Raw genomic sequence first — 24,559 nt, 5'->3', positions numbered from 1 at the left:
TGCGGTGCGAAATCAATGAAATGGAAATCCATATTGTCCGCGGCTCGGAGCCAGCCTTTCTCCATTCGGCCGCAAACGGAAAACGAATGCAGAGTGCGACAAAGTGCGCGCGCGTAACCCGGATGAAGCGCCGCGCAAGCAGGGCTGCTGCCGCTCGTGGCAAGAATCCCGGATTGCACTTTCGTTCCATCCGCAGCCGGGCCGGCGTCCTTCTCTTTGACTCCACCACGCCCGACGTGCTGAGTTAGCGCGCACTGAGCCGGTGGCGACGAAGTGGGGATCATCCAATGAACGAGAACGAAATCCGCAATCTGGTCGCAGAGGTGAAGCAAGGCACGCTGTCGCGGCGCTCATTCATCAGGACAATGGCCGCGGTCGGAATCGCGGCGCCGATCGCGAGCCAGATCCTGGTCTGGCACGACGTCGCGATGGCTAACGCCACGCTGCCGTACAAGCCGGCCAAGGCCGGCGGCGGCGGCACGCTCAAGATGCTGCTCTGGCAGGCGCCCACCCTGCTCAATCCGCATTTCGCGCTCGGCACCAAGGACCAGATCGCCTCGCGCATCTTCTTCGAGCCGCTCGCCGGCTGGGACAAGGAGGGCAACCTCATCCCCTGCCTCGCCGCCGAGGCGCCGACCAAGGCGAACGGCGGCCTTGCGGCCGACGGCATGAGCGTGATCTGGAAGCTGAAGCGGGGCGTGACCTGGCATGACGGCAAGCCCTTCACCGCCGACGACGTCGTCTTCACCTGGCAATACGCCGCGGATCTCGCCACCGCGGCCTACACCACGGGCTCCTACAAGGACATCAAGGTCGAGAAGATCGACGACCACGCTGTCAAGGTGATCTTCCGGGCGCCGACGCCGTTCTGGGCGGATCCGTTCGTCGGCTCGGTCGGGATGATCCTGCCGAAGCATCATTTCGGCGAGTATGTCGGGGCCAAGTCGCGCGAAGCGCCGGGCAATCTGAAGCCGGTCGGCACCGGCCCGTACAAATTCGTCGAGTTCAAGCCGGGCGACATGATCCGCGCCGAGCGCAATCCCGACTATCACATCAAGAACCAGCCGCATTTCGACATGGTCGAGATCAAGGGCGGCGGCGACGCGGTGTCCGCGGCGCGCGCCGTGCTGCAGACCGGCGAGTACGACTTCGCCTGGAACATGCAGGTGGAGGAGGAGGTCCTCAAGCGCATGGAGGCCGGCGGCAAGGGCAAGCTCGAGATCACGCCTTCAGGCAATGTCGAGTTCATCATCCTCAACACGACGGATCCCTGGACCGAGGTCGACGGCGAGCGCTCGAGCGTCAAGACCAAGCATCCGACGCTGTCCGATCCCGCCGTTCGCCGCGCGATCAACTTCCTGATCGACCGCGATTCGATCCAGAAGTTCATCTACGGACGCGGCGCCATCGCCACCGCGAGCTTCGTCAACGCGCCCAAGCAGTTCAAGTCGCCCAAGCTGAAATACGAGTTCGACATCGACAAGGCCAACAAGATCCTCGACGAGGCCGGCTGGACCAAGGGCGCGGACGGCATCCGGGAGAAGGACGGCAAGAAGCTCAAATACGTATTCCAGACCTCGACCAACGCGCCGCGCCAGAAGACGCAGGCCATCATCAAGCAGGCGTGCCAGAAGGCCGGCATCGACATCGAGATCAAGGCGGTCACCGCCTCCGTGTTCTTCTCCTCCGACGTCGGCAATCCCGACACCTACTCGAAGTTCTATGCCGACATGGAGATGTACAACACGACGCAGCCGCAGCCTGATCCGGAGCGCCTCTTGAACCAGTGCGTGTCCTGGGAGATCGCCACCAAGGACAACAAATGGCTCGGCCGCAACAATTCGCGCTATTCCGATCCCGAAGCCGACAAGGCCTACAAGGCCGCGCAGAACGAGCTCGATCCGGTCAAGCGCGCCGCGCTGCTGATGAAGGTCGACGAGATCTTCTGCGAGGCCAACGTATTCCTGCCCCTGCTCTCGCGCCACGTCGTCAACGCCGGCGCCAACAATTTGATGATCGACATCTCCGGCTGGGACACCATCACGTGGAACCTGGCGGCGTGGTACCGGACCTGAGGGGCTCGTGAGCGCGCTGATGGTTGCAGCGCAGCGCGGGATTCAGATCGCGATGCCGAATCCCGTCCACTGTGTGCTCCAGATCACAGCGGAATCGCGCACCATCGCCTACAAGGATCGGGCATGGCCGCAAACAAGGTAACGGCGGTACGCACGAGGCTGGGGAGACGTTCAACAGCTACGGACTTTGCGACGCCGCCAGGGTGAAGAACCCGGCGGCTTTTTTCTTGCTCGGGCGACCGGCACCTGCGGTCCGCGCGCAGAGGACGGAGATACCGCCCGGCGCTATGAAGCGCCCGAGCTCTTTCGCTCCTCGCGTTCATCTTCGATCTGACGTTCGGCTTCCAGCCAGAACTCCAACTCGCGATTGCTCGGCCGTCCCGCCTGCTCCCAGAGCTCATAGGCGCGTGTGCGCACCTTGCCACGGCGCATTATGCGAAGCAGCTTTCGTTTCAGTTCCTCCGCGAAGCTCCTGAAGCGTTGTCCGGTGGTTTCATCCCTGACGAGCGAGGCCGCTCGCGTTGCGAGTTCGATCTGGTGCTCTAGCTTCTTCTGCTCGTCCACCACCGAAACTGCCGCGGAAAGAATTGTTGTCGGAGCCGTGCGGACAGTAAATTCCTTTCCGGGATGGTCCGTTCCCTGAGGTGCAGCGTTTCGGAAGTGACCAGCCGAGCAGGCATCGGTTGGGCGCCGCTAGTGCCACGTCGTGTCGGCTTCGACGATCACCACCCTGATTTCAGGGTCCTCAGTCGTGTTGCAGGAGCAGGGCATGCCCTCGCCACAGCGGCAGCCGCCGAGCTTCTCGCTCCAGACCCGGAGCGGATGGTTTTCGCAGACCCATCCAAGACCCTGGCAGAATGGGCAGGTCTTGTCGGTCACAGCGTATCCGGCGTCCGCAGCGTGCTCGACCTGTCCTCGTTGCGCAGCTCCTGCTCCGCCGCGTGCCAAAATTCCTCCTCGCGCCCTTCGGGCTTGCCCGCCTGCTCCCACAATTGGTGCGCGCGTTCTCTGATCTCTTGCTCGGTCGGCTCGGACAATTGCACCTCCTGCTTGGAAGCACGGCCCCACCCAGGGGGGTATGGGGGGCTTGGAGGCGGGGCCGTGCAGGCCAGCGATCGGCGGCGATGCTGACCCGCGGAGTCAAGTTTCGATCGGGCGCGAGAGTTCCAAGCTGCGCCTGTGCGGCACGACGCCGCGAAGGAAAATCCAGGAAGCGGCAAACAATCCACCATGTTCCCAAGGCGAGCGGCCGCAGCAATTGCCTCAAGGCAGTCGGCACTCGGGGCACAGCTGCTGCTGTGCCCCTTTCTGAGATGCCAAGGACGCGCGTTAGAGCAATCCCACCCTGTGCATGATTTCCCGGATCTGCGCCGGATTCGGATCCACCATCATGGGCGCGACTGCCGCGCCTGCGGTCTGTGCGGGACCGTGAGCGACGGAGCTCGATCCGTTCTTGATCGGATCGACGGACTGCAGATTCATTGCGGCCGCCGTTTGTGCCGGACCGCGCGCCACGTGGATCGCACTGCCGTGCACGTGATCGGCGGACGGCGGCGGCGACCCCACGGGAACCATGCTCGGCGCTTCGACCGACTGCAATCCAAGCAGACGCCGCAACGTTGCCAGCGCTGGATCGGTTGCGGTAGCGGCGGCGATCACCGGGGCGACGCCGGTTTCCAGGCCGAGTGCCCGCATCACGTTCGGCAATCCCGCGCCGGTCCGATTTGGGTCGCCAAACTGCAGCGGCGTCGCGGTTTCCTTCAGAATTTGGAACAGCCGCTCGACACGGCGTGCGTCGCGATTCTGAAAGTTGCCTTTGGTGAAGTCTGGATGATGCGCCAGCACCAGCGCGGCCAGGCCCGTGACATGGGGAGTCGCCATCGAGGTGCCGTCCCATGCTCCGAAGCCATCGGCGGGAAGCGACGAGACGATCGCCACACCAGGCGCGCAGACGTCGACCTCCGGACCGAAGCAGGAGAACTTTGCCGGAAAATATCCGTCGCGGCTCTGGAAGCCGTCGAGGGCCTGCTGCGAGTGATAGCTGTCGTTGGGGAATTCGCCCCACTTGCCGATCGCGGCAACCGCCAGGCAATGCGGCGTCGACGCGGGAAACTGCACCGGCCCCGAGGAATTGCCCGCGGCGATGATGCAGGCCATACCCATTTGCTTGGCCCGGATGATGCGTTCCTCGATAATGCGCGAAGGCTCGCCGCCGCCCAGGCTCATATTGGCAACATCGATGCCATGCTCCATGCAGTAATCGAGCGCGGAGACGAGATCGCTGAACCGGCCGCCGGGGAAGATGCGGCAGACGTGGATTTCCGCCGCGGGAGCGAAGCCGCGGATGCCGCCACCGGCGCCGACGGGTCCGCCAGCGATGATTCCAGCGCAATGCGATCCGTGGCCGATCGTATCGACGGTCCAGGCCGCCTTGTCGGTCCCGACGATACTGGTGCCTGCCGTGATGCCGTGCAGATTGCGATGGGTCGGCGCCAGGCCGGAATCGATGACTGCGATCTTCATGCCGGCGCCATCGAAGGACGGAGGCAGACGATCAAGGCCCATCGCGCGCTCACCCCATCCTATCAATTGCTGGCCGGGGAAATTCCGCAACACCGCGCCGAGCGCCCTGGCAACGATCCGGTTGACGCTGTTAGGAACGAGCTGCGGACGATCGAGCCAGAAGGTCCAGTAGTCGATCTTCGGTTTGACCAGGATCGAGCGGATGGTCTCGGGTCTTTCGCCTTGCAGGGTCACTGTGGCGCGGCCGGTGGCGTCGGTGATGCCTTGGGCCGGCCACATGCTGCCGAACACATAAACCTCGGCTTCAGGCAGCGGACCATCCTGGCCCAGCACTTCGATCGTGGTCGTGAAGCCGTCGGCCAGCGGTGTCAGCACCCCCGGATTGGGCAGCTGCGGCGTGGTCGGATCGAGCATGTAGCTCAGCCGCTCGTCGCGCTCCACCGCGCAACGCTGTCCCGCCTGGGTCTGCAGCAACTTGGCCTTGTCAGGAGTCATCTTGGCGAGGACCAGCGGGCTGAGCGGCACTTGTCCGAGCTCTGCGCTCTGAAATCCGAACAGGCGCGGCGGAGAGACCGTTTTCACCACTTCGATGTCGGGACTGTTGCTGAGCTGCTGAGTCAGGAAATCGACGCTGAAGGTCGCAAGCCCGGGCTGCTGCTGCGGCGCGATCATGAATTGCGCCGGGCGCGCTGCGATCGTTGCGGGCTCCTGCCCCCGTGACGATGATGGAGCGGTGCCCTGGTCCGGAACGGACCCATTGCCGTTCATCGCGGCTTCGGTCGCGTCGTGCTCGCCCTGCGTGGAAGTTCCTGATTTGCCTTTCGTGGCCATCTGCGGCCTCCTTGATGTTTTGCGTGTCCAATGTTTGCCCACCGACGTCAGTCGGCATCGAATGGCTTCAGCGCTGAATCCGGTTCGACCACCAGCGTGGCAAACGTCGATTTCAGGCGATCGGCCTGTGTCGTCGTCATCGACAGGATGACGACATCGGGTGCGACTTGCGCGACTCGCTTCACGCCGGGTTCACGCTGCAAGTGTTCGTTGAGCTCACCGGATTGGACCGGGCCTCCCTGCACGATGAATTGCTGCGACGCGGTTGAATCGGCCATCTGGTTTCCATTCACGTCTAAGCGCAGAGGGCGGGCTTGCGCCCGCCCCCACGCGTTGGGTCTAGTGCATCGTGCCAGCGGGCTGGCCGGCGTTGAAGACTCCGAGCTGACGGCCGATATCGAGGCCGGTCTGGGCGCCCTGGCCGATCTTCTTCAGCACGCTCCAGAAGCCCTGCAGCTCGATGTCGGAGACCTGCGCCGCCGCGGGCTGCAGGCCGGGCTGGGCGCTGAACACGCCGAGCTGCTTGCCCACATCCAAGCCGGTCTGCACGCCCTGGCCGATCTTCTTCAGCACGCTCCAGAAGCTCTGCAGCTCCATGTCGGAGACTTGCGCCGCCGCGGGTTGCAGGCCGGGCTGGGCGCTGAACACGCCGAGCTGCTTGCCCACATCCAAGCCGGTCTGCACGCCCTGCCCGATCTTCTTCAGCACGCTCCAGAAGCCCTGCAGCTCCATGTCGGAGACCTCCGCCGCCGCGGGCTGCAGGCCGGGCTGGGCGCTGAACACGCCGAGCTGCTTGCCGACGTCCAAGCCGGTCTGCACGCCCTGGCCGATCTTCTTCAGCACGCTCCAGAAGCTCTGCAGCTCCATGTCGGAGACTTGCGCCGCGGCAGGCTGACCGCCGGGGCCGGCACTGAACACGCCGAGCTGGCGACCGATATCGAGGCCGGTCTGGGCACCCTGGCCGATCTTCTTCAGCACGCTCCAGAAGCTCTGCAGCTCGATGTCGGAAACCTGCGCCGCGGCGGGCTCCAAGCCGGGCTGGGCGCTGAACACGCCAAGCTGCTTGCCGACATTCACGCCGGTCTGCACGCCCTGACCGATCTTCTTCAGCACGCTCCAGAAGCTCTGCAGCTCCATGTCGGAAACCTGCGCCGCCGCGGGCTCCAGGCCAGGCTGGGCGCTGAACACGCCGAGCTGCTTGCCGACATTCACGCCGGTCTGCACGCCCTGGCCGATCTTCTTCAGCACGCTCCAGAAGCCCTGCAACTCCATGTCGGAGACCTGCACGGTACCTTGCATGTCCGGACCGGCCGAGAACGGCAGGAAGCCACCACCGATGTTGCCGATCGCGCCGCCGATCTGCTTCCCCTTCTTGCCGCCGAGCAGGTTGCCGATAACGCGTCCGGCCGCGCCGCCGAGGATCGAGCCGAAGATCCCCTGCGGGTCCAATTGGCCGTAGTCCTCAGTCTGTTGCTGAAATCCAGTCATGTTCAAAATCTCCTGATGAAGTGCTTGAGCCGTGAGCGACACGCGCTCCCCACAGGGAGGCGGGATCACTGCGCACGATTGTGCGAGCGGCTGAAGGCTACGACAGGGATCGTGATGCAGGCGTCACGTCGAGCGTGAAAGTTGCGTCAGAATTCTTATCACGAGGCAATTTGAGTGAAGTAGATCTCACAGCGGCTCGGAACGTGTGCCGGATTTCGAGCTGCAGCCGTTCCGTCTCTCGCTCCGGCGCTGCGCGAACCTCGCGCCACAGTACGGAGCGGCAGAGATCGTACTGACGGAGCGCATCGGTCCGGCGGCCTTGCTGCGCGTAACAGCGCATCAAGATGCGATGAATCTCTTCCTGCAACGGGTCGATTGCGAGGATCCGTAGCGCGAGTGCGATCGCGATATCCATGTGTTCGCGCCCGCCGGAGTCGAGCAGGCCCGCAAGCGCCCGCATCGCCTGGGTCCGCAGTCGCTGGCGCTCGGCAGACAGCCAGGCCTCGAATTGGCATGAAGTCGAGCCGATGCCCTCGAGAAGGTCGCCGCGATAAAGCACCGCCGCGCGGGCCAGACGTTCGGGATCCCCTCCCGTCAAAAGCCGCTCGAATTCCCCGACATCGGTGCTGATGCTGTTCGGACAGATGCGTATATCATCGCGATCGGCCAGGATCACATCCGAATATCGCGGCAGCTCACGCCGCAACGTGAGCAGGGCTTGTCGAAGACTGGCGCGCGCGCGATCGCCGAAATGACGGTCCCACAACAGCGTCGCGAGCTTGCCGCGCGAAATGGCGCGAGGAGAACTGAGCGCCACGTAGCCCAGGAGAGTTGCAGCCTTGCGACTGGGGATCAACACCGACTCGCCGGTCGCACACACGACCTCGACACCGCCGAAGAGATTGATCTGGAGCAGCGACATTGTCCTTTTCCTTCGGTCATTGTCTTCTGTCCCTCATTCTATCCGGGGGCGAACATTCTTCTTATGATCATGATCACTAGGACACGGACAGCGCCGATTGGCCGCACATCGTCGATCAGACCGGATGCTCTTACGGGCACCATACAATCTAGGTTAGACAAAGCAATGGAACTCGCCTTGGCTCCGCGTCAGCAATTTGTGAGAGCGGAAATTTCAGATGTGTGAGGTAGCCCATAGTCAGCATGCAAATTGCAGGCGCCACAATTGCTCGCATTTGATGCATTTTTCGTGCGGACGCCGGGCGCCGCAAGCTGTCGCATGACGTGACGCACCGAATGCCGTGCAAGTTGTCTCACTCGGCGGTACTCGACAAAGCGAAGTCATCGGTCACGATTGCATCCATATAGAGCAGATCCGTCGACAACGGGTTCCGCGGCTTCGCGACCGCCTTACGTCATCCGAACCCAGACGCCATTACCCGCGGACGACTTCACCGCAGCATCGATCAACTTCACGCCGGCGAGGCCATCCTCGACCGTCGGGAAGACGACATCGGGATGCGGCTTTTCACCGGCCGCTGCCGCGCGGATGGCGCGCGCCGCCTCGGCATAGATCGTTGCGAAGCCTTCAAGGTAGCCCTCAGGGTGGCCTGATGGGATGCGGCTAACGCGGGCGGCCTCGCCCATTGCGCCGGCTCCGCCGCGGGTCAGGAGCTGCCTGGGCTTGCCGTAGGGTGTGAACCAGAGATGGTTCGGATTCTCCTGCGCCCATTCGAGGCCGCCTTTGCTGCCGTAGACGCGCAGCGTGAGCCCGTTCTCGTTGCCGACGGCAACCTGACTCGCCCACAGCATGCCCTTGGCGCCGCCCTTCCACTTCAGGAGGATCTGGACATCATCGTCGAGCCGCCGCCCCTCGACGAAGATCGACAATTGGGCGAGCAATTCGTCGAGCTCGAGCCCGCTGACGAAGCAGGCAAGATTGTAAGCATGGGTGCCGATGTCGCCGATGCACCCGCCGGCGCCGGACCGGGACGGGTCGGTGCGCCACGCCGCCTGCTTCTGGCCGGTGGTTTCCAATGGCTCGGTCAGCCAATCCTGCAGATACTCGGCCTTGACGAGACGGATCTCGCCGAGATCGCCATTCGCGACCATGGCGCGCGCTTGCCGGATCATGGGATAGCCGGTGTAATTGTGCGTGACGACGAAGATCCTGCCGGTCTTCCTGACCAGCGCCACCAGTTCCTCGGCCTCGGCCACGGTCGTCGTCAGCGGCTTGTCGCAGATGACGTGGATGCCGGCTTCAAGGAAAGCTTTCGCGACCGGGCTGTGCAGGTGATTGGGTGTCACGATCGAGACCGCCTCGATGCCATCCGCCCTCGCCGCTTCAGCCCGCGCCATCTCCTCGAAGGAGCCATAGGCCCGGCCGTCAGCGATACCGAGCTCCTTTGCGGTCGTCTTGGCGCGAACCGGATCCGACGCGAGCGCGCCGGCGACCAGCTCGAACTGGTCGTCGATGCGCGCGGCAATGCGGTGGACGGCACCGATGAAGGCGCCCTGGCCCCCGCCGACCATGCCGAGGCGGATACGGCGATGGCCGCCGGTTTCATTGCTTGCTTCGATCGCCATGTTGCACCCTCTCTTTTAGGAGATGCCGAGCATCTTGCGGTTGGCAGCCGCGTCAGCGCCGCCGCCTGCGAAATCGTCGAAGGCTTTCTCCGTCACCCGGATGATATGGTTTCGGATGAACTCGGCGCCTTCGGCCGCGCCTTGCTCGGGATGTTTCAGGGCACACTCCCACTCGAGCACCGCCCAGCTATCGTAATCGTATTGCGTGAGCTTGGAGAAAATGGCGCCGAAATCGACCTGACCGTCGCCGAGTGAGCGGAAGCGGCCGGCACGGTCGACCCAGCTCTGGAAACCGCCATAGACGCCCTGGCGACCGGTCGGATTGAATTCGGCGTCCTTGACGTGAAACGCCTTGATGCGCTGGTGGTAGATGTCGATGTAGTCGAAATAGTCGAGCTGTTGCAGCACGAAGTGCGAGGGATCGTAGAGCAGGTTCGCGCGCGGATGATTGTTCACCCGCTCGAGAAACATTTCGTAGGAGACACCGTCGTGGAGGTCCTCGCCAGGATGGATCTCATAGGCGAGATCGACACCGTGCTCGTCGGCATAGTCGAGGATCGGCCGCCAGCGCCTGGCGAGTTCGTCGAAGGCGGTCTCGATCAGGCCGGCGGGACGCTGCGGCCAGGGATAGACATAGGGCCAGGCAAGCGCGCCGGAAAAGGTTGCCTGGGCCGTCAGCCCGAGCCGCCGGGACGCCAGGATGGCGCGCTTGACCTGATCGACGGCCCATTCCGTGCGGGCCTTGGCGTTGCCACGCACGTCCGGCGCGGCGAAGCCGTCGAACGCCGCATCATAGGCCGGGTGAACGGCGACGAGCTGGCCTTGCAGATGGGTCGAAAGCTCGGTGATGGAAAGCCCGTGCCGAGCCGCAACACCCTTCACCTCGTCGGCATAGGTCTGAGACTCCGAGGCTTTGTTCAGGTCGAAGAGCCGCCCATCCCAACTCGGAATCTGAATTCCCTTGTAGCCAAGCGAGGCGGCCCATCCGCATATGGCATCGAGCGAATTGAACGGCGCCGCATCGCAAGCGAACTGAGCGAGGAATATCGCAGGCCCTTTGATCATCTTCATCGCGTGCTTCCTTCCTTGGACGTTTTTGGGGGCGCTTTTCCGCGCACTTGGTTCGAGGATGCCGGCCATCAAGGGAGAGAGCAATACCGGACTATGCAACGAGAAAAGCTTCAAACGGCCGCAGGACAGATCCAGGCCGCAGCTTCATCGCTTCTGCAACACGCTGGAAAGCGCCGGACCGTCATTCAAGATCGAGAAGATTTCCCGCGAGGATAGATGCTCTGCGGCCTCCTCGAAAGTTTCGCTTGCATCGACCTTGGCACGGCCGACCGCCAGGTTGGCGTCGACCGTATCGGGCCTGGTGGCGCGAGGAGGCAGCAGCTGCGCGAGGTGGAAGGCCAGGAGCGCGGGGTCTTGGCGCAGCTCCACCAAGGCGGGGCTGCCCCCTACGTCTGCCGACGCGCTGAGTTCGTTCGCTCGCCGCAGCACGGAAGGCGGCTCTCGTTCTTCGGGAGTAACAAACAATCTTCCGGAGGCGGGCATGGCGGTCAGCGCGCCTATGGGAACGGCGAACAGCAGCCCAACGATGACCGGCGACATCCAAAGCAGAAGGGGCACCGAAACCGCGTACGCGCTTGCGGCCATCGCAACGCCGCACAGGGTTGGAATGCCGTACTTCCGATAGAGTTCGCGGCGCTCCACCGTGCCGTCGTCGCGCCTCTGGGTCTGCCAGCCGGCATCGCGGCCGGCCAGAATCTCGACGACGGCGATCGACTGAAAGATCATCATCACCGGCGCCATCAGCGCGGACACGACGATCTCTGCGAGAACTCCGGCCGAAGCACGCAACGCGCCGCCGAACTGGCGTCTCACCGAGCCCCGCATCCAGACGAGGACCAGGCTGAGCAGCTTCGGCAACAGCAGCAACCCCATGGTGGCGACGAATACCCAGATGGCGAGCACGGGATCCTGGGCCGGCCAGGTCGGAAACAACGAGAACCCCTTCGGAAAATACTCCGGTCGCACGAAGCGGGCCTGCAGCGAGATCAGCATTCCCAGCAGCAGGAACAGCAGCCACAGCGGCGCCGTCAGATACGCTCCTATGCCCACCATGAAATGCACACGCGATACCCAGTGAAGACCCCGCGCTGGCACGACAGCCAGATGCTGAAGATTGCCCTGACACCAGCGTCGGTCGCGCGCCGCAAAATCGAGCAGCGAAGGCGGCACCTCTTCGTAGCTCCCGCCGAGCGTCGGCAGCATGTAGATGCCCCACCCGGCCCGCCGCATCAACGCAGCCTCGACGAAATCGTGGCTCAGGATGTGCCCGCCGAATGGCTTGCGTCCGCGCAACTGCGGCAGCGCGGCCGATTCCGCGAACGCCTTCACCCGGATGATCGCGTTGTGGCCCCAGTAATTACCTTCCGAGCCGTGCCACCAGGCGACGCCGGCGGCGATCATCGGTCCGTAGAGGCGGCCTGCGAATTGCTGGACTCGGCTGAACAGGCTTCGCGCGTTGACGACCATGGGGAGCGTCTGGACGAGGCCGGCGCTCGGATTGCTCTCCATGGCATGGACCAGTCGGACGATGGTCTGCCCGCTCATGAGACTGTCGGCGTCGAGCACGATCATGAAGTCGTAGGCGCCGCCGAACCGCGTGATCCACTCGGAGATGTTGCCGGCTTTCCGAGCCGTGTTGTCGGCTCGATGGCGATAGTACAGCCTGGGCGTTCCGACGGCTTGTCGCAGCACGAGGAGCGCTTTTTCCTCGGCGACCCAGATGTCGGGATCGGTGCTGTCGCTCAGAACGTACCAGTCGAACAGCCTTCCTTGGGAGGTCGTCTCCAGGGATTCGATGATCGCGCGAAGCCGCGCCGTCAATCGGTGCGGATCTTCATTGTAGGTGGGAAGCAGCATGGCGGTGCGGCTTGCGATCGCAGGCAGCTCCTCGTCCGGCGCAAAGGCGCCTGGACGATGGGCCAGCAGCACGAAGAAGCCGGCCAGCGCGGAGGCGAAGGAGAAGGCGACCCAGGCGAGCAGGACCAGGAAGAGCGCCAGCACCATGGCTTCAAGGACGGTGACGCCGCCGACCTGCAGCACGCGATACATCTCATATCCGCCGGCCCCCGTGAGCGCCGCCGTCGAGAGTAGGATGAGGCCGCGCCGCCAGGCCATTGCGGGGGCAGCCGGCGCAGGAATACGGTCGGGTACCAGGCTTTTTCCGAGGTCGCCAGGAGCCATCGGAAGGGGGGCCTCCGTCGGCAGCAGGCGCTGGGTCGCGATATCGCCGGCAATCGGCCGCGGTGCAGTGCTCAGGGTGCCCATCGGTAGACCCAGATTTCCGACAAGGGCTTGTCGCCTTCTGCCAGAAATGCCCGCAGCTCGATCGGCTCGCTTTTCACCTGGCACTGGAAGCTGAGCCGCCACCCACCGGTGTAGGGATTAGGCTGCGTGACGATGTTCTTCACCTCAGACTTCCCCGCCGACACCACGCCTTTGACAGCGGCAGGATCGACGCCCTTGAGGTTGTCGCCATGCAGATCGAGCACGAACAGGCGCGCATCTCCGCCCCTCGCCCCTATCCCGCTTCGCGTGAATCTGGCCAGCGAATGCGGCTTCGGGCTATCCGGCCCCCAATGCAGCCGATAGGTGTAGTTGTGTTCGCCCTTGGCCTGGAGCGGGCTTTTCGGGCGCCAGAATGCGGCAATGTTGTCGTGGATCTCCTCCTTGGTCGGGATCTCGAACAGCACGACGCCGCCCTCGCCCCAATCGCCGATCGGCTCCATCCAGAGGCTTGGGCGTTTTTCGAAACTGGATTCGATGTCCTGGTAGGCGAAGAAGTTTCTTTCCCGCTGCATCAGCCCGAAGCCACGCGGATTGAGATCCTGGAAGGTGCTGATCTGGAGATCGCGGGGATTGCTGAGCGGCCGCCACAGGCTTTCGCCCTTCCCGTTGAAGATCGCAAGGCCATCGGAATCGTGGACGGAGGGGCGGAAATCGTCGATGTCGTTGCGGTCGTTCGGACCATAAAAGAACATGCTGGTCATGGGCGCGAGACCGGCGCGCGGCATCTCGACGCGCGGGTAGACCGACATCTCGACGTCGAAAACCGTCGTCTCCCCGGGGCGCACGGTGAATCGGTAGCTCGCGGTGCAGCTCCTGCTGTCGAGCAGAGCATGAATCACCAACGAGGTCGCACCCGGTGCCGGCCGCTCGAGCCAGAAGGCCTTGAAGAGCGGAAATTCCTCGCCCTTGGCTTCGCCCGTATCGATCGAAAGTCCCCGGGCGGAGAGCCCGTACGTCTGCCCCTTGGCCACGGCGCGGAAATAGCTCGCCCCTAGGAAGACGCAGACCTCGTCGTAATAGTCGGGACGGTTCATCGGCGCATGGATGCGGAAGCCCGCGAACCCGAGATCGCTGTCCTCGAACGACGGGACCTTCTCGCCGAAGGAGAAGTCCGCCTTGCGGTACTTGAGCTCGGATGCCTTTCCGTCCGCGACCTCGAAGATGTTCACTCTGTTCTTGTAGAAGAAGCCGCGGTGGAAAAACTGCGCTTCGAACGGAAGATTCTTGCCGCGCCAGAGCGCCCGCTCGGGCAAAAATCGGATCGAACGGTACTGATCGTAGTCTAGGTCCTTCAATCCGCCCGGGAGCTTCTCGTCCGGCGCCTCGTAGGGCTTGCCCGCCAGCCTCCGCGCCAGGTCCCTCACGGTGGACGGCCCGAACATGTCATCCGAAGGGGCGGCCAGACTGCATCGGGAAGCAAGCAGCAACGCCGGCAGCACTGCCGACCCTTGAACAAGCTGGCGTCGGTTCACGTGCTCTCCCCGATCGTTACTGCTGCCCCGGCCAAGCAAACGACCATCACGCCCACGAGTTCCAGCCGGTCCGGCGCCCAACTCGAGGAGCGGCCAAATAGAGGTAAGCAAAAATGCCCAAACCGGATGAAATTCGCCGTCCGGCAGTGTCTCTGTGCGAACGCGCGCCATCGAGGGCGCCAGCGCCGTCTTCAAGATCCAGGACATGCCCAAGCCGGTGCTCCGCACGCGGGTGGCGCCGATGTGCCTGGTGCAAGCGCTGGCGATCGGCTTCAATGTCGCAGCGGAGTGACATAGCAGGAAGAGGACCATGGCATCGCCTGACAGGACGAGGATTTTGGCTGGGCAGGTGGCCCTGGTGACCGGCGCAGGGCGAGGGCTCGGCCGCGCCTTTGCGGAAAAGCTCGCCGCGCTCGGTGCCAGCGTCGCGATACACGGCATGCGCGAGAACGGACCGGCCGAATATGGCGAGGGCACCACGCTCACTGCCGTTGCCGCGGAGATCAGCCGAGAATTCGGCGTGAGCACCGTGCGCGTGCTTGGCGATCTCACCAGGACCAACGATATCTCGCGGGTGATTGCCGAAACCGAGGCCGCTCTCGGTCCGATCGACATCCTCGTGCACAATGCGGGCGGCGATATCGCGGCTGCGGGTGGCAAGCCCGATCCGAACGATGCCGTGAACATCAAGGAAGCCGACATACGGGCTGTGCTGGAACGGAACCTGCTCTCGACCATCCTGACCTGCCAGGCGGTCGCGAAGGGCATGATGGAGCGGCGGCGCGGCCGCATCGTCACGCTCGGCTCGGTCGCCGCCTTCAAGGGCCGCACCAACGGCTCGATCTATGCGGTGGCGAAGGCCGGCGTGACGCATTACACGCGTTGTCTTGCCGACCAGCTCCGTGCCTACGACATCGCCGTCAACTGCATCGCGCCAGGTGACACCCGCACCGGCCGATTTCTTGGCACCCGAGCGGTCGACCCCAACCGGATGGTCGAGACCGGGACGCTCGACCGCATCGCCACCGTCGACGAGGTCGCGCGCGTGGTCGAGTTTTTTGCAGGACCCATGGGTGCCTTCGTCTCGGGCCAGGTGTTGCGGATCGACGGCGGTGGACAGGCGTGGCCGGCGTGAGCGGCCGAAAATGTCACCATGTCGCAAGTCCGATTGTCGGGCACGATGCGTGACCCGCGGACAGGGCCCTTGCGCCGATGGACCAGGGGGCAACATGCCTCCGACAGGCGCCACTCATTGCAGGCGACCTAGCAGCGCCGTTCGTCCGCGCAAGGATGAGCCCGGATGGGCGGGGTGTACGATACTCCGAAATTCGGCTCAATACCGTGAATTTTGGCCCGCGCGACAGCCAAAGCCTTGCGTCTCATTTCCCCGCAACGAAGTAAAAATCCTGCCGGCCCGAGACCGATCCGTAGCTGAACGGTTTTTGTGCACGATTGGTCGCCTCCATGACGTCGTCACGCACGACGTCGAACAGCCGACGCACCTCGAGACCGGGCTTGCGCATGTTGTTGACGAACGCCGTGGCGAACGGGCTGTTCCTGCCCTCTCCGTCGAGCGCCATCTCTCCGTCCTTGGCGGCATACACCACCAGCGTGCCCGCCTCGGGCTCGATCGCCGCAAGGCCGCGCGATACCGAACGCGACGCCAGCGTCATGGTGCGCTTCATCTGGTTGGCGAAGGGATTGTCGCGGCAGGCATCGAGGACGATGAGGCGCAGCCGCTTGGCGCGTTCCGCCGCGTTCAACACCTGGTCCAGCGCCACGGCTTCGAAGCTGACGTCGCGGTCGGAGGCGATCTTCGCGTCGATCGGGATCAGGTAGTTGACGCCGCCGACCTCCATGCCGTGACCGGCGTAATACACCATCGCCCAGTCGGCGATTTCCGCCTGCCTTGCAAAGTCGCGCAGCGCCGCGGTCAACGCATCCTTGCGCAGATCGGTCAGCAGCGTGACGGATTCGAATCCGGTGAGCTTGAGCGTTTCGGCGACGAGCGCCGCATCGCGCGCCGGATTGGCGAGCGCTGCGACATTCTCATAAGCGGAGTTTCCGACCACGAGCGCGATGCGCCTGTCATTTCTGCTTGACGGTCCCGGCAGCGCGATGACCGACGTGGTGGTGGCGGGAACGGTCTTGATGGACGTATCGTCCAGCGCGGCAAGGCGTTCGCGCGCCTTGTCCATCGACCATTTCGCGCTGTCGTACTTCTGCGGGGCAGCCAGAGCTGCGTTGAAGTCGGCGCGGGCCTTTGCGACCTCGCCCAGCTTCTCGAACACCATTCCGCGGTTTACCAGCGCGCTCTGATGTTGCGGATCGTTGCGTAGCGACTCATTGAAATCGGCGAGGGCTTGATCGTATCTGCCCTGAAGGAGATAGATGTCGCCGCGGTTGTTGTAGGCCAGCGTCGTCCTCGGCAAAAGCCGGATCGCCTCGCTGAAATCGGCCACGGCACGCTCGGACTGGCCGGTGTCCCGATAGGACAGCCCGCGATTGTTGAACGCATAGCCGTAGGTCGGGTCAATGCGAATGACCTCGGAGTATTCGGCGATCGCCCGCGTGTGGTCGCCCTTGCCGGCATAAAGCCGCCCTCGATTGAAGTAGGCGAACTTGAACTTCGGATTGATGCGGATCGCTGCGTTGTAATCCGAAAGCGCGCGCTCGGAATCACCTGCAGCGGCATAGGCCATGCCGCGGTCGTTGAAGGCGTTCAGATTGTTTGGATCGAGCCGGATCGATACGGTCAGGTCGGCGATGGCCCGATCCACCTCGTTCCGGCGAAGCAGGGCGGCGCCGCGATGCTGCCAGGCAAGCGCGTATTTCGGATCGATGCGGATGGCCTCGCTGAAATCGGAGATTGCGCGATCGTAGTCGCCCTTGTCGCCATATTCGGCACCGCGATTGTCGAACGCCACGGCGTCGCGCCCGCCGCTCTTTGCGATCAGCCGCGAGCACGCGGCGATGCGGTCGTCATGGCCGCGCTGCGCGCAGATTGTCCGGTCGTCTGCGGCCGCAGGATCAGCGGCTGCCAGGGAAGTGAAAAAAAGGAAACTGAAAACCAGTGCAATCCGATTCCGCATGGTCGCCACCCTGCCTCCGAACCGCAGTATAGACAGGGAAAGGCGGCCGCGCCTGTGATGGTGATCACAAAACCGTCGGTGCCAAAGCTCGGAGCGGGGCATCAACATCACGCAGATGCGGCGGCGCGCCGCGGTCACCCCAGCCCACACTGGCCATTCGCCAATCAGCCTCGATTCCAAATGCCGGACGCAGTTCCGCGTTCTCGCGGCTGATTTCGCCCGAGCTTTGCTTCGTTACTCCACCCTCTGAAAGCCTAGAGGGCACAGGGAAGGCCGGGTGCTGACATCGCACCCGCGGTCTGCTGCGCAAAATGCACACGCAGAAAACCGCACAGCAGCATACAGGTGGTGCCGATCACTCGGCCTTCCCTGCGCGATGGTCGGACGGCTTATGCCGCGCTCTCCCGGGAGCCGATTTCCTTCTGGCCTCCCTCGCCCTCACCGAATTCACCGGCCTCCGCGCCGGTTGACGCGAGATGCCGCATCCGCAAGAGCTTGACCGTAGCAACGACGGCCAGGACCACACGGTTTTGCCGTACGCACGGCCCGCCATTTCGCCGCAGTTTTCCCTGGCACCGTCGACAGCGCCGGAAACTTGCAAGACGAGACGAGACCTAGCAGCGCCGTTCGTCCGCGCGCGGTTTTGGGCTCACGGAGAGCAATCCGCCTGCCCTTCACCCTTCGCGCCCGACGCTGCCGCGTCCACCGCAAGCCCGGCTCGCGATCAAGACGACGACGCGATCGCCCCTCAGGATGAGCCGGGATGGGTGGGGTGTACGATAATTCCGAATTTCGGTAAATAGGAATATTTTTGTGGGGAGGGGTTGACGGGGCGCGAAACAGGGTCTTGCCTGACGAGCGTGTGAACCAAAGTGCTAGAGATTTGCTTGCACGGACGGTCGTCTTCACAATCACCAAGAGCCCGCCGCCACCATCGAGAAACAGAAGCTCTGCTCTTCAGTGGAGAAACCATTTTCGTCTCGACAACTCCCAGTCCTGATGCAATCATTCTTCCACTAACGGGGGAAACAATGGTATCGCCACTGTCAGCGCACGAGCAGCCAATCTCAAAGATCTTCGGCGGCGACTACGTTTTCGAAATCCCGGGGTTTCAGAGGCCATACGCCTGGACAGTTGAACAGGCCCGGGATCTTTTCGATGATTTATGGGATGCGGCCAAAGCACACGATCCCAGCGAGGACCTGTCGCCATACTTTCTAGGAAGCGTAGTCCTCATCAAGCCTGAAAGCACCCCGCAGTGCCAAGTTGTGGATGGCCAACAGAGACTAACGACGATTACACTATTGTTGTCCGCAATTAGGTCCAATCTTTCGCTTGCGGAAGGCGCCGACATTACGCAGCTCATCTACGAGAAGGGCAGCCAAATCTTAGGTACGCAAGACCGGTTTCGCCTCTCGTTAAGGTCACGCGATCTAGAGTTTTTCCAAACCTATGTGCAACGAGAGGACGGCTTTGCAAAGCTTCTCTCCCTCGGTGAACAAAACTCCGACAGCCGGCAAAACCTCCGCAAGAATGCACTCTTCTTCGACGAGCGATTGAAGGAGCTGAATGTCCAAGAACGTCTGAAACTCGCGCAGTTTGTTGTGACGCGCTGCTTTCTAGTGGTCGTATCTACACCCGATCTCGACTCCGCCTACCGCATCTTTTCAATCCTCAATAGCAGAGGTCTTCCGTTAGCGCCGGGTGATATCTTAAAGGCAGAGATTGTCGGCGCCATCGAGGATAGCCAACGTGATGTATACACGAAAAAGTGGGAGGATCTGGAGGAGTCGCTTGGGCGCAATGAATTCAGCGAACTCCTAAGTCACGTCCGGATGATATACCGAAAGGCAAAGCCAAAAGGCACCGTGCTAAAGGAGTTTCGGGAGCACGTTGCGCAGAGCTACACGCCTAAGAAGCTCATTGACGCTGTGATTGTACCGGTCGGTGAAGTTTTTGCCGAGCTAACGGACTCGGCCTACGTGAGCTCTGAACGCGCTGAAACAGTCAACGAACATCTTCGATGGTTGAACCGGCTGGAATTCAACGACTGGCTACCCCCCGCTTTGGCATTTGCGGTTCGTCACCGCAGTCAGCCGAAGCAGATGGAAAGCTTTTTCCGTGACCTCGAGCGCCTCGCATACTCGATGCTGATAAGGAAAAGCAGTAACAATGATCGCATCGAAAAGTTTTCACGTCTGACCAAAGAAATCGAAAGCGGCGACGATCTTGCAAATGCAAAGTCCGCCCTCCAACTATCTCAAGCGGAACAGGCAGGAACGTACAAAGTCCTAAGTGGACCGCTCTACGACACGTTGGCCGCGCGCGCGCGATCTGCCGTTCTACTGCGCCTTGATGCGCTGATGTCGGGAGGCGGCGCAACCTACGACTACGAAACAATCACTGTCGAGCACGTCCTTCCACAAAATCCCAAACCTGAAAGCAAATGGACGGAATGGTTTCCAGATGCTCAGAAGCGCCTCGAATTAGTCCACTCGCTTGGCAACCTAGCCCTTCTCACCCGCAAGAAGAACGCTTCCGCAAGCAACTATGAGTTCGACCGTAAGAAGAGCGCCTACTTCGCAAAAGGCGGCGTCTCACCTTTCGTCCTTACTACGCAAGTGCTCGAACACACGGAATGGAAGCCCGATATCGTCGCTGCGCGTCAGAAGCAGCTTTGCGACAAACTCGAAGCCCATTGGCGCCTGCAAAATCGAAAGACTGCGTGATGTGACTCAGCAGAACATAGAGCGGGAATGCTTTCTCACTCTATCAAGTATTCCGGCTTTCGATTTAGAAGAAGTTATCTTCGGATTGCGCTAGCGAAATAATGGATAGAGCGAAGCTAGGCCCATTGCCCCATCGTTCGGGCAACCTGTTGGGTGCTAGACAGGTCGGCGACAGCCTCAAAGCTTGAACGGACGGCACGACCTCGGATCCCATCGTACCGCATCGACCTGAGACAATCCGGGAGGGATAATGGGTAAGCAGAGAAATCTGTCAGTCGCCGAAATTGCCATCGTTAAAGCGATGCTCCGGAAAGGCTGGCGGAACGACGTCATTCACTTCTACTTCAACAAACCAGAACGACTGATCAGCCCTGGCAGAATTGCTCAAATTAAAAAGGGCACATACGGCGCATTGGTCGACGAAGCTCTACCGGAAGAGTTGGAAACATTCCTGTCGGCTTGGCGAGATTCCGAGGCCAAGCCACCGCCGGCTCCCTCACCGGTAGACATGAAGATCATTCGATCCATGTTCGTCCGCGAAAGCGGCGCATGGCGACTTGCAGGAGGTGAAACGGATCGAACCGAGTGCAAAGCCAACTTTCGCGTACAACCCGCAGAGAGCTTTTCGAAGGCGCTCCGCGCCATCGCGGGGCTCGCCAACAATAAGGGAGGCTATCTCCTCTTCGGGATTACTGACGGCAACTTTCAAGCAGATGGCCTTGTCGACGAAACATTTGCCACGTCCGACGTTGGACTCATTAACAGGGTCCTTGCAGGCTCTCTCGATCCCGTTCCCCACATCACCAAATCGCTTATCGAACTCGGTGGCAAAAAGGTCGGCGTCCTGTATGTAGAAAAGCACGATCATGGACCAGTCGTTGCGATCAAGAACGTCGGCCAGGACGTTAAGGAAGGAGGCATCTACTTCCGCTACGTCGGTGAGACCCGCCTAATCAAGCCGGGCGAGCTTCGGCAGATTATTGCTGCGCGGGAGCAACGGGCGGTTGCGGAGTTCAGCGCTCGCATGGGCCGCGTCGCAATTGGCAAGGAAGCCACGATCGATCTCGACTCGGGGGAGGTAGCCGGCACCAGCGGCAAATTCGTCATCGACAAGGCTTTGCTGCCGAACATCCAGTTCGTGCGCGAGGGCGACTTCAGCCAGACGACCGGTGCGCCTGCGCTCAGGCTTATCGGCGACGTCGAGCCGGTGTCGGAAGCGGATCGAGAGCGGACTAGGGTCATCCGCGAGAACGTTACGCCCGACGCCGTAGTCCGCAACTTTTTACGCAACGAAAAGGTCGCCGAACCCATGCAATACATCCACTTCCAGGCGCATGCCCAGCGGAAGTGGTTCCCTGTCTGGTTCTACGTCGATCAGACCAAGTTAACCGCCAACGGAGTCGTCGAAGATCTTCGCAGGCAAGTCGCGACCTACCCGTCGTCTCGAGATGCGCTGGTTAACCGGCTCACCGGGAAAGATGCGGCATTTCGTCAGTCAACAGGCAAGGCCGAGGCCCTGCGCGCAAAGCTTGTTCGGGGCGAGATTACCGCGCCGACCGACATCGATCAGGACGTCGTCTTTGCGGCAGCCGTACAGGCGCTACCTGCGACGGTCAAATCGAAGGATCTCGAAACCATTCGAAAAGCGCTTCTGCCTTGTCTCGACCGAGCGCAAGCCGCTGATGCTCGAAGCAGCAATCGACGAGGCTCGATCTACCGTGCTGCTTGCCGACTCGACGAGTTGCTGTACGCGAAAATAACCTAGCAAATTGGCCTCAGCGAGCACTCAGGATTGTAGAGGCGGGCCTCTTGGCATGAGAGCCAACGTCAGCGTGAGCCCTGAGGTCACTCTCGGCGCTGCGGCACGTTGAGTCGGACGACTGCGACGTTGATCAGCCCCCTTGCCGACATTTCCAATGAGACGTCTTCTCGTCGAGAAGTTTATCGGCCAAGGCGGGGAAATCCAAGGGATAAGCTGGTTTGGTAGCGGGGGAGCGCTACCGCCTACCCCCACACCGACCAAACCTACGATATCTTATCCAACCGTCCGCGTAAGACTTTGCGGAGGGCTCCCACCGCGGGCGTCGACGCCTCAACTGCGTCGTCACTCCGGCTCAGACCGGACGATCCGTGAAGGATGGCTGAATGGGCCTGCCGCCGAGTACCCGATGTGGTGGTGTCGCCTTCACACGACGCGGACGAGGTTCCACCAACGGTGCCAGGACACCCCAAGCCGGCTGTGCGAGGATCCCCGCCCTGGCACCTGGTGGCATTCATAAATGACGACGCTTGAAAGGCCAGTAATGTACGCCAAAACGATCGAGCATGGCCGTTTTCCCGCGAGTAAGGCTCGCCTCGTGCGCGAAACGTCTCGAACCCAAAATGGAGCTGGTTGACCTCGCCTGAATGCCAAGACGATCGAGCAGAAATACCGCAGATGAAGGACCTTCTGCGCTGATTATCATCATGGCCACCATGCTAACGTAGCCCCGCTACTTGCTTGGGGCCAACATTGTCATCGCAGGAAATTTCTCCCCAGTCGACTGCTGCAGCCGATCGGGATCTAATCTTCCTAGTGATCGAGCGACATCGCGAGCTGTTGGCACATTACGATGCGGCCCTGTCCGTATCGGCAAAGCTCGATTCGGGACCCGAGTTTGATGCCGCCGACGAAATCAGCTGTCAAAGGAACCGTGCTCTCGCGGAGCATGGGAACGTGCTCATCCGTTCAACCCCAACCACGATCGCAGGCGTGATTGCTCTGACGCGTTACGTCGGCAGCCTACAAGAATGGGACCTTCCCGACGATGACGCGTGGTATCGGACTTTCTTGGAAGGGCTGGCAGACGCGATCGATGGAATCGCCATGGCGCAGCGGCTTGGGCAAGATGGCGATTAAAATGGCGCTCGCTTTCATCTTCCGCGGCATACTTTTCTGGGTGGCAATCGCTGCGCTTCTCTATTTCGTGTGGAAGTTGCCCTTCTGAAGTCTGACGATTGGGGGCTCGCCCGAGCCAGCATCGAGGCAATGAGGAGGGCCGGCTCTTGAACCACGGTACTCGCCGGATCCCTGGAAGATGGATGCGATTTCAGTTTCCTGGCCTTGCCCGAAGCTGATCCGTCGTAGAATCGTCGACCACGACGCCGTTGCCAGCGCTGCGCGGCAGGCGCGCCTGCTCCACTGCTGCAGAAGGGGCATCGCTTGAGAAAGATCAAGAGAACTGCGCCCAAGTGAGGCAGCGACGTGCCAAGGGGCCCCGGGGCCCATAAGCCTCACGAATAGCTGCACGGTCGTTCCGCTAACAGCGCTTAAGTGCCCGAGAAAGCATCCGTTTCCTGGAAATTGGGATGCTTCCGGACATTACGGAACAAACGACCGCAGGAGCCGCTGTGGACCAGCCCTACCGCCGGTGCCACGACGTTCCGCACCATGGCGGCGGCTCGGTCTATTGTCCAGTAGACAAAGACGCTGGGCAAGCCGCCGGCGAAGTGAACTTAGCAATCCGCAATCGCGCATTGCCCGATCGGACCGCTCTGGCGATCTTTACTGGCGCAGAGGCTTGCGAGACGCCATCCTGGTCTCCCAGCAAGCCACAAGCCGAACATATGGTGCCGACATGGAATTTACATCGCGGGCCACGCCAATGGGCCGATTGAATTCTTCGAGAATCTCAATCGCCCGCTTCAGATCGTGAGGCGACTGACGAATCTCCATGAGACGTGACGTGCGACGCCGTGGGCGGTCAGCGATGCTCCCGCGGATTTCATCGCGATCACCATGATAGAAGGCAAGCGCAAGATGAGCCACCGCCCGTGCCTGATCGTATTCGTTTCTCCACCCGCCTAGCGGCCAGCAAACTGACGCAGGACCAGGAAATTGCAGCTTTTATCCTACTTCAGGACCGAGACGATAATGTGCATAACTGCCGCCAAGAGCGCCGCTCGAAAGAGAGCGATCTTACATCTGCAACTCTCACGGGCTCCATCGGCATTACGGGACATTACCTCGGGTCGTCAATTAACTCGCGAATTCGCCAATGGAACAGTCAGCTTGAGCTTACTAAAGTATGTGGAGAGTTGTCGGTATTCCGACAGAGCCCAAATCCCGTGTCAGGTCGAGTACAGCGCGTAGTAGCGAACTCTCGAAAAGCCCATTCGGCGTTATGGCTTGCCCAGCGCCGCCTGGTATGGCCATTGCCTAAAACGATCTATCAAGAAACAGAGCCACAAAGCAGCAAATGGTCACGCTTTCCACCCGCATTTCATCCTTGAGGAACGGGTCAGCTGATTCACATCGCGGACATACCCGCTATGACCATCCGAGACATGTAGACCAGCAAATACTCTCGAACAGGTTGATTTGGCACGATGCCGTTCGATGACTCGCGGCAAATACCACGATTCGTTCAGTGCCTATTGTCCAGGACATGTTGGTCTTTCTGGCA

18 protein-coding genes are annotated in these 24,559 nt (G+C 61.8%); 6 read left to right on the top strand and 12 right to left on the bottom strand.

The window, feature by feature from the left end:
• Positions 1 to 287 precede the first annotated feature (287 nt).
• The gene (locus I6F12_RS00390) at positions 288 to 2,075 is read left to right on the top strand and encodes a peptide ABC transporter substrate-binding protein (protein WP_225155244.1); all 1,788 of its coding nucleotides are present in this window, start codon (positions 288 to 290) and stop codon (positions 2,073 to 2,075) included.
• Between the two features lie 285 nt (positions 2,076 to 2,360).
• Here I6F12_RS00390 and I6F12_RS37435 read toward each other — a convergent pair whose 3' ends face one another.
• The 11 genes from I6F12_RS37435 to I6F12_RS00335 all read right to left on the bottom strand — a co-directional run bounded on the left by I6F12_RS37435 (position 2,361) and on the right by I6F12_RS00335 (position 14,293).
• Complete coding sequence (locus tag I6F12_RS37435) at positions 2,361 to 2,639, bottom strand: DUF2934 domain-containing protein (RefSeq protein WP_036006918.1); 279 nt, start codon at positions 2,637 to 2,639, stop codon at positions 2,361 to 2,363.
• A 129-nt stretch (positions 2,640 to 2,768) separates the two neighbouring features.
• Complete coding sequence (locus tag I6F12_RS00380; RefSeq protein ID WP_074447556.1) at positions 2,769 to 2,954, bottom strand: hypothetical protein; 186 nt, start codon at positions 2,952 to 2,954, stop codon at positions 2,769 to 2,771.
• A complete protein-coding gene (locus I6F12_RS00375) occupies positions 2,951 to 3,112 on the bottom strand; it encodes a DUF2934 domain-containing protein (protein WP_074447557.1) in 162 nt (53 codons plus the stop codon). Before I6F12_RS00375 ends, I6F12_RS00380 begins: the two co-directional genes overlap by 4 nt.
• 292 nt (positions 3,113 to 3,404) lie before the next feature.
• Positions 3,405 to 5,429 carry a S8 family serine peptidase gene (locus I6F12_RS00370; RefSeq protein ID WP_225155243.1) on the bottom strand — a complete coding sequence of 675 codons (2,025 nt, stop codon included), beginning with the start codon at positions 5,427 to 5,429 and terminating at the stop codon, positions 3,405 to 3,407.
• A gap of 47 nt (positions 5,430 to 5,476) precedes the next feature.
• A complete protein-coding gene (locus tag I6F12_RS00365; RefSeq protein WP_036006916.1) occupies positions 5,477 to 5,707 on the bottom strand; it encodes a hypothetical protein in 231 nt (76 codons plus the stop codon).
• Positions 5,708 to 5,768: 61 nt separating this feature from the next.
• Positions 5,769 to 6,917, bottom strand: a complete 1,149-nt coding sequence (locus I6F12_RS00360) for a hypothetical protein (protein ID WP_225126204.1) — start codon at positions 6,915 to 6,917, stop codon at positions 5,769 to 5,771.
• Positions 6,918 to 7,014: 97 nt separating this feature from the next.
• Positions 7,015 to 7,839: a BTAD domain-containing putative transcriptional regulator gene (locus I6F12_RS00355; RefSeq protein ID WP_225155242.1), complete on the bottom strand. Its 825-nt coding sequence runs from the start codon at positions 7,837 to 7,839 to the stop codon at positions 7,015 to 7,017.
• A gap of 449 nt (positions 7,840 to 8,288) precedes the next feature.
• Complete coding sequence (locus tag I6F12_RS00350) at positions 8,289 to 9,464, bottom strand: Gfo/Idh/MocA family oxidoreductase (protein WP_036006871.1); 1,176 nt, start codon at positions 9,462 to 9,464, stop codon at positions 8,289 to 8,291.
• 15 nt (positions 9,465 to 9,479) lie between these two features.
• Entirely contained in the window at positions 9,480 to 10,535 is a 1,056-nt protein-coding gene (locus I6F12_RS00345) for a sugar phosphate isomerase/epimerase family protein (RefSeq protein WP_225155241.1), read from the bottom strand.
• A gap of 144 nt (positions 10,536 to 10,679) precedes the next feature.
• Positions 10,680 to 12,800, bottom strand: a complete 2,121-nt coding sequence (gene mdoH, locus I6F12_RS00340; RefSeq protein ID WP_225155726.1) for a glucans biosynthesis glucosyltransferase MdoH — start codon at positions 12,798 to 12,800, stop codon at positions 10,680 to 10,682.
• Positions 12,788 to 14,293, bottom strand: coding sequence for a glucan biosynthesis protein G (locus tag I6F12_RS00335; RefSeq protein WP_225155725.1), 1,506 nt, complete (start codon positions 14,291 to 14,293; stop codon positions 12,788 to 12,790). Before I6F12_RS00335 ends, mdoH begins: the two co-directional genes overlap by 13 nt.
• A gap of 154 nt (positions 14,294 to 14,447) precedes the next feature.
• On the opposite strand from I6F12_RS00335, the gene I6F12_RS00330 reads away from it, so the two are divergent.
• Together I6F12_RS00330 and I6F12_RS00325 are read left to right on the top strand one after the other, a co-directional pair.
• Positions 14,448 to 14,585 carry a hypothetical protein gene (locus I6F12_RS00330; protein WP_157785121.1) on the top strand — a complete coding sequence of 46 codons (138 nt, stop codon included), beginning with the start codon at positions 14,448 to 14,450 and terminating at the stop codon, positions 14,583 to 14,585.
• Between the two features lie 18 nt (positions 14,586 to 14,603).
• Complete coding sequence (locus tag I6F12_RS00325; RefSeq protein ID WP_225123894.1) at positions 14,604 to 15,428, top strand: SDR family NAD(P)-dependent oxidoreductase; 825 nt, start codon at positions 14,604 to 14,606, stop codon at positions 15,426 to 15,428.
• Between the two features lie 244 nt (positions 15,429 to 15,672).
• On the opposite strand, the gene I6F12_RS00320 is transcribed toward I6F12_RS00325, so the two are convergent.
• Positions 15,673 to 17,220: a tetratricopeptide repeat protein gene (locus I6F12_RS00320; protein ID WP_225155240.1), complete on the bottom strand. Its 1,548-nt coding sequence runs from the start codon at positions 17,218 to 17,220 to the stop codon at positions 15,673 to 15,675.
• 1,196 nt (positions 17,221 to 18,416) lie between these two features.
• Here I6F12_RS00320 and I6F12_RS00315 point away from each other — a divergent pair.
• From I6F12_RS00315 to I6F12_RS00305, 3 genes are all read left to right on the top strand, one after another.
• On the top strand, positions 18,417 to 20,114 hold the full coding sequence (locus I6F12_RS00315; RefSeq protein WP_225155239.1) for a DUF262 domain-containing protein: 1,698 nt from the start codon (positions 18,417 to 18,419) through the stop codon (positions 20,112 to 20,114).
• A 250-nt stretch (positions 20,115 to 20,364) separates the two neighbouring features.
• Positions 20,365 to 21,879, top strand: a complete 1,515-nt coding sequence (locus tag I6F12_RS00310; RefSeq protein WP_225155238.1) for an ATP-binding protein — start codon at positions 20,365 to 20,367, stop codon at positions 21,877 to 21,879.
• Positions 21,880 to 22,626: 747 nt separating this feature from the next.
• Entirely contained in the window at positions 22,627 to 23,013 is a 387-nt protein-coding gene (locus tag I6F12_RS00305; RefSeq protein ID WP_225134420.1) for a hypothetical protein, read from the top strand.
• Positions 23,014 to 24,559: the final 1,546 nt, after the last annotated feature.

Source organism: Bradyrhizobium sp. IC4059 (assembly GCF_020193615.1).
Classification (GTDB): Bacteria; Pseudomonadota; Alphaproteobacteria; order Rhizobiales; family Xanthobacteraceae; genus Bradyrhizobium; species Bradyrhizobium yuanmingense.
This window is presented reverse-complemented; position numbering and strand designations above follow the sequence as displayed.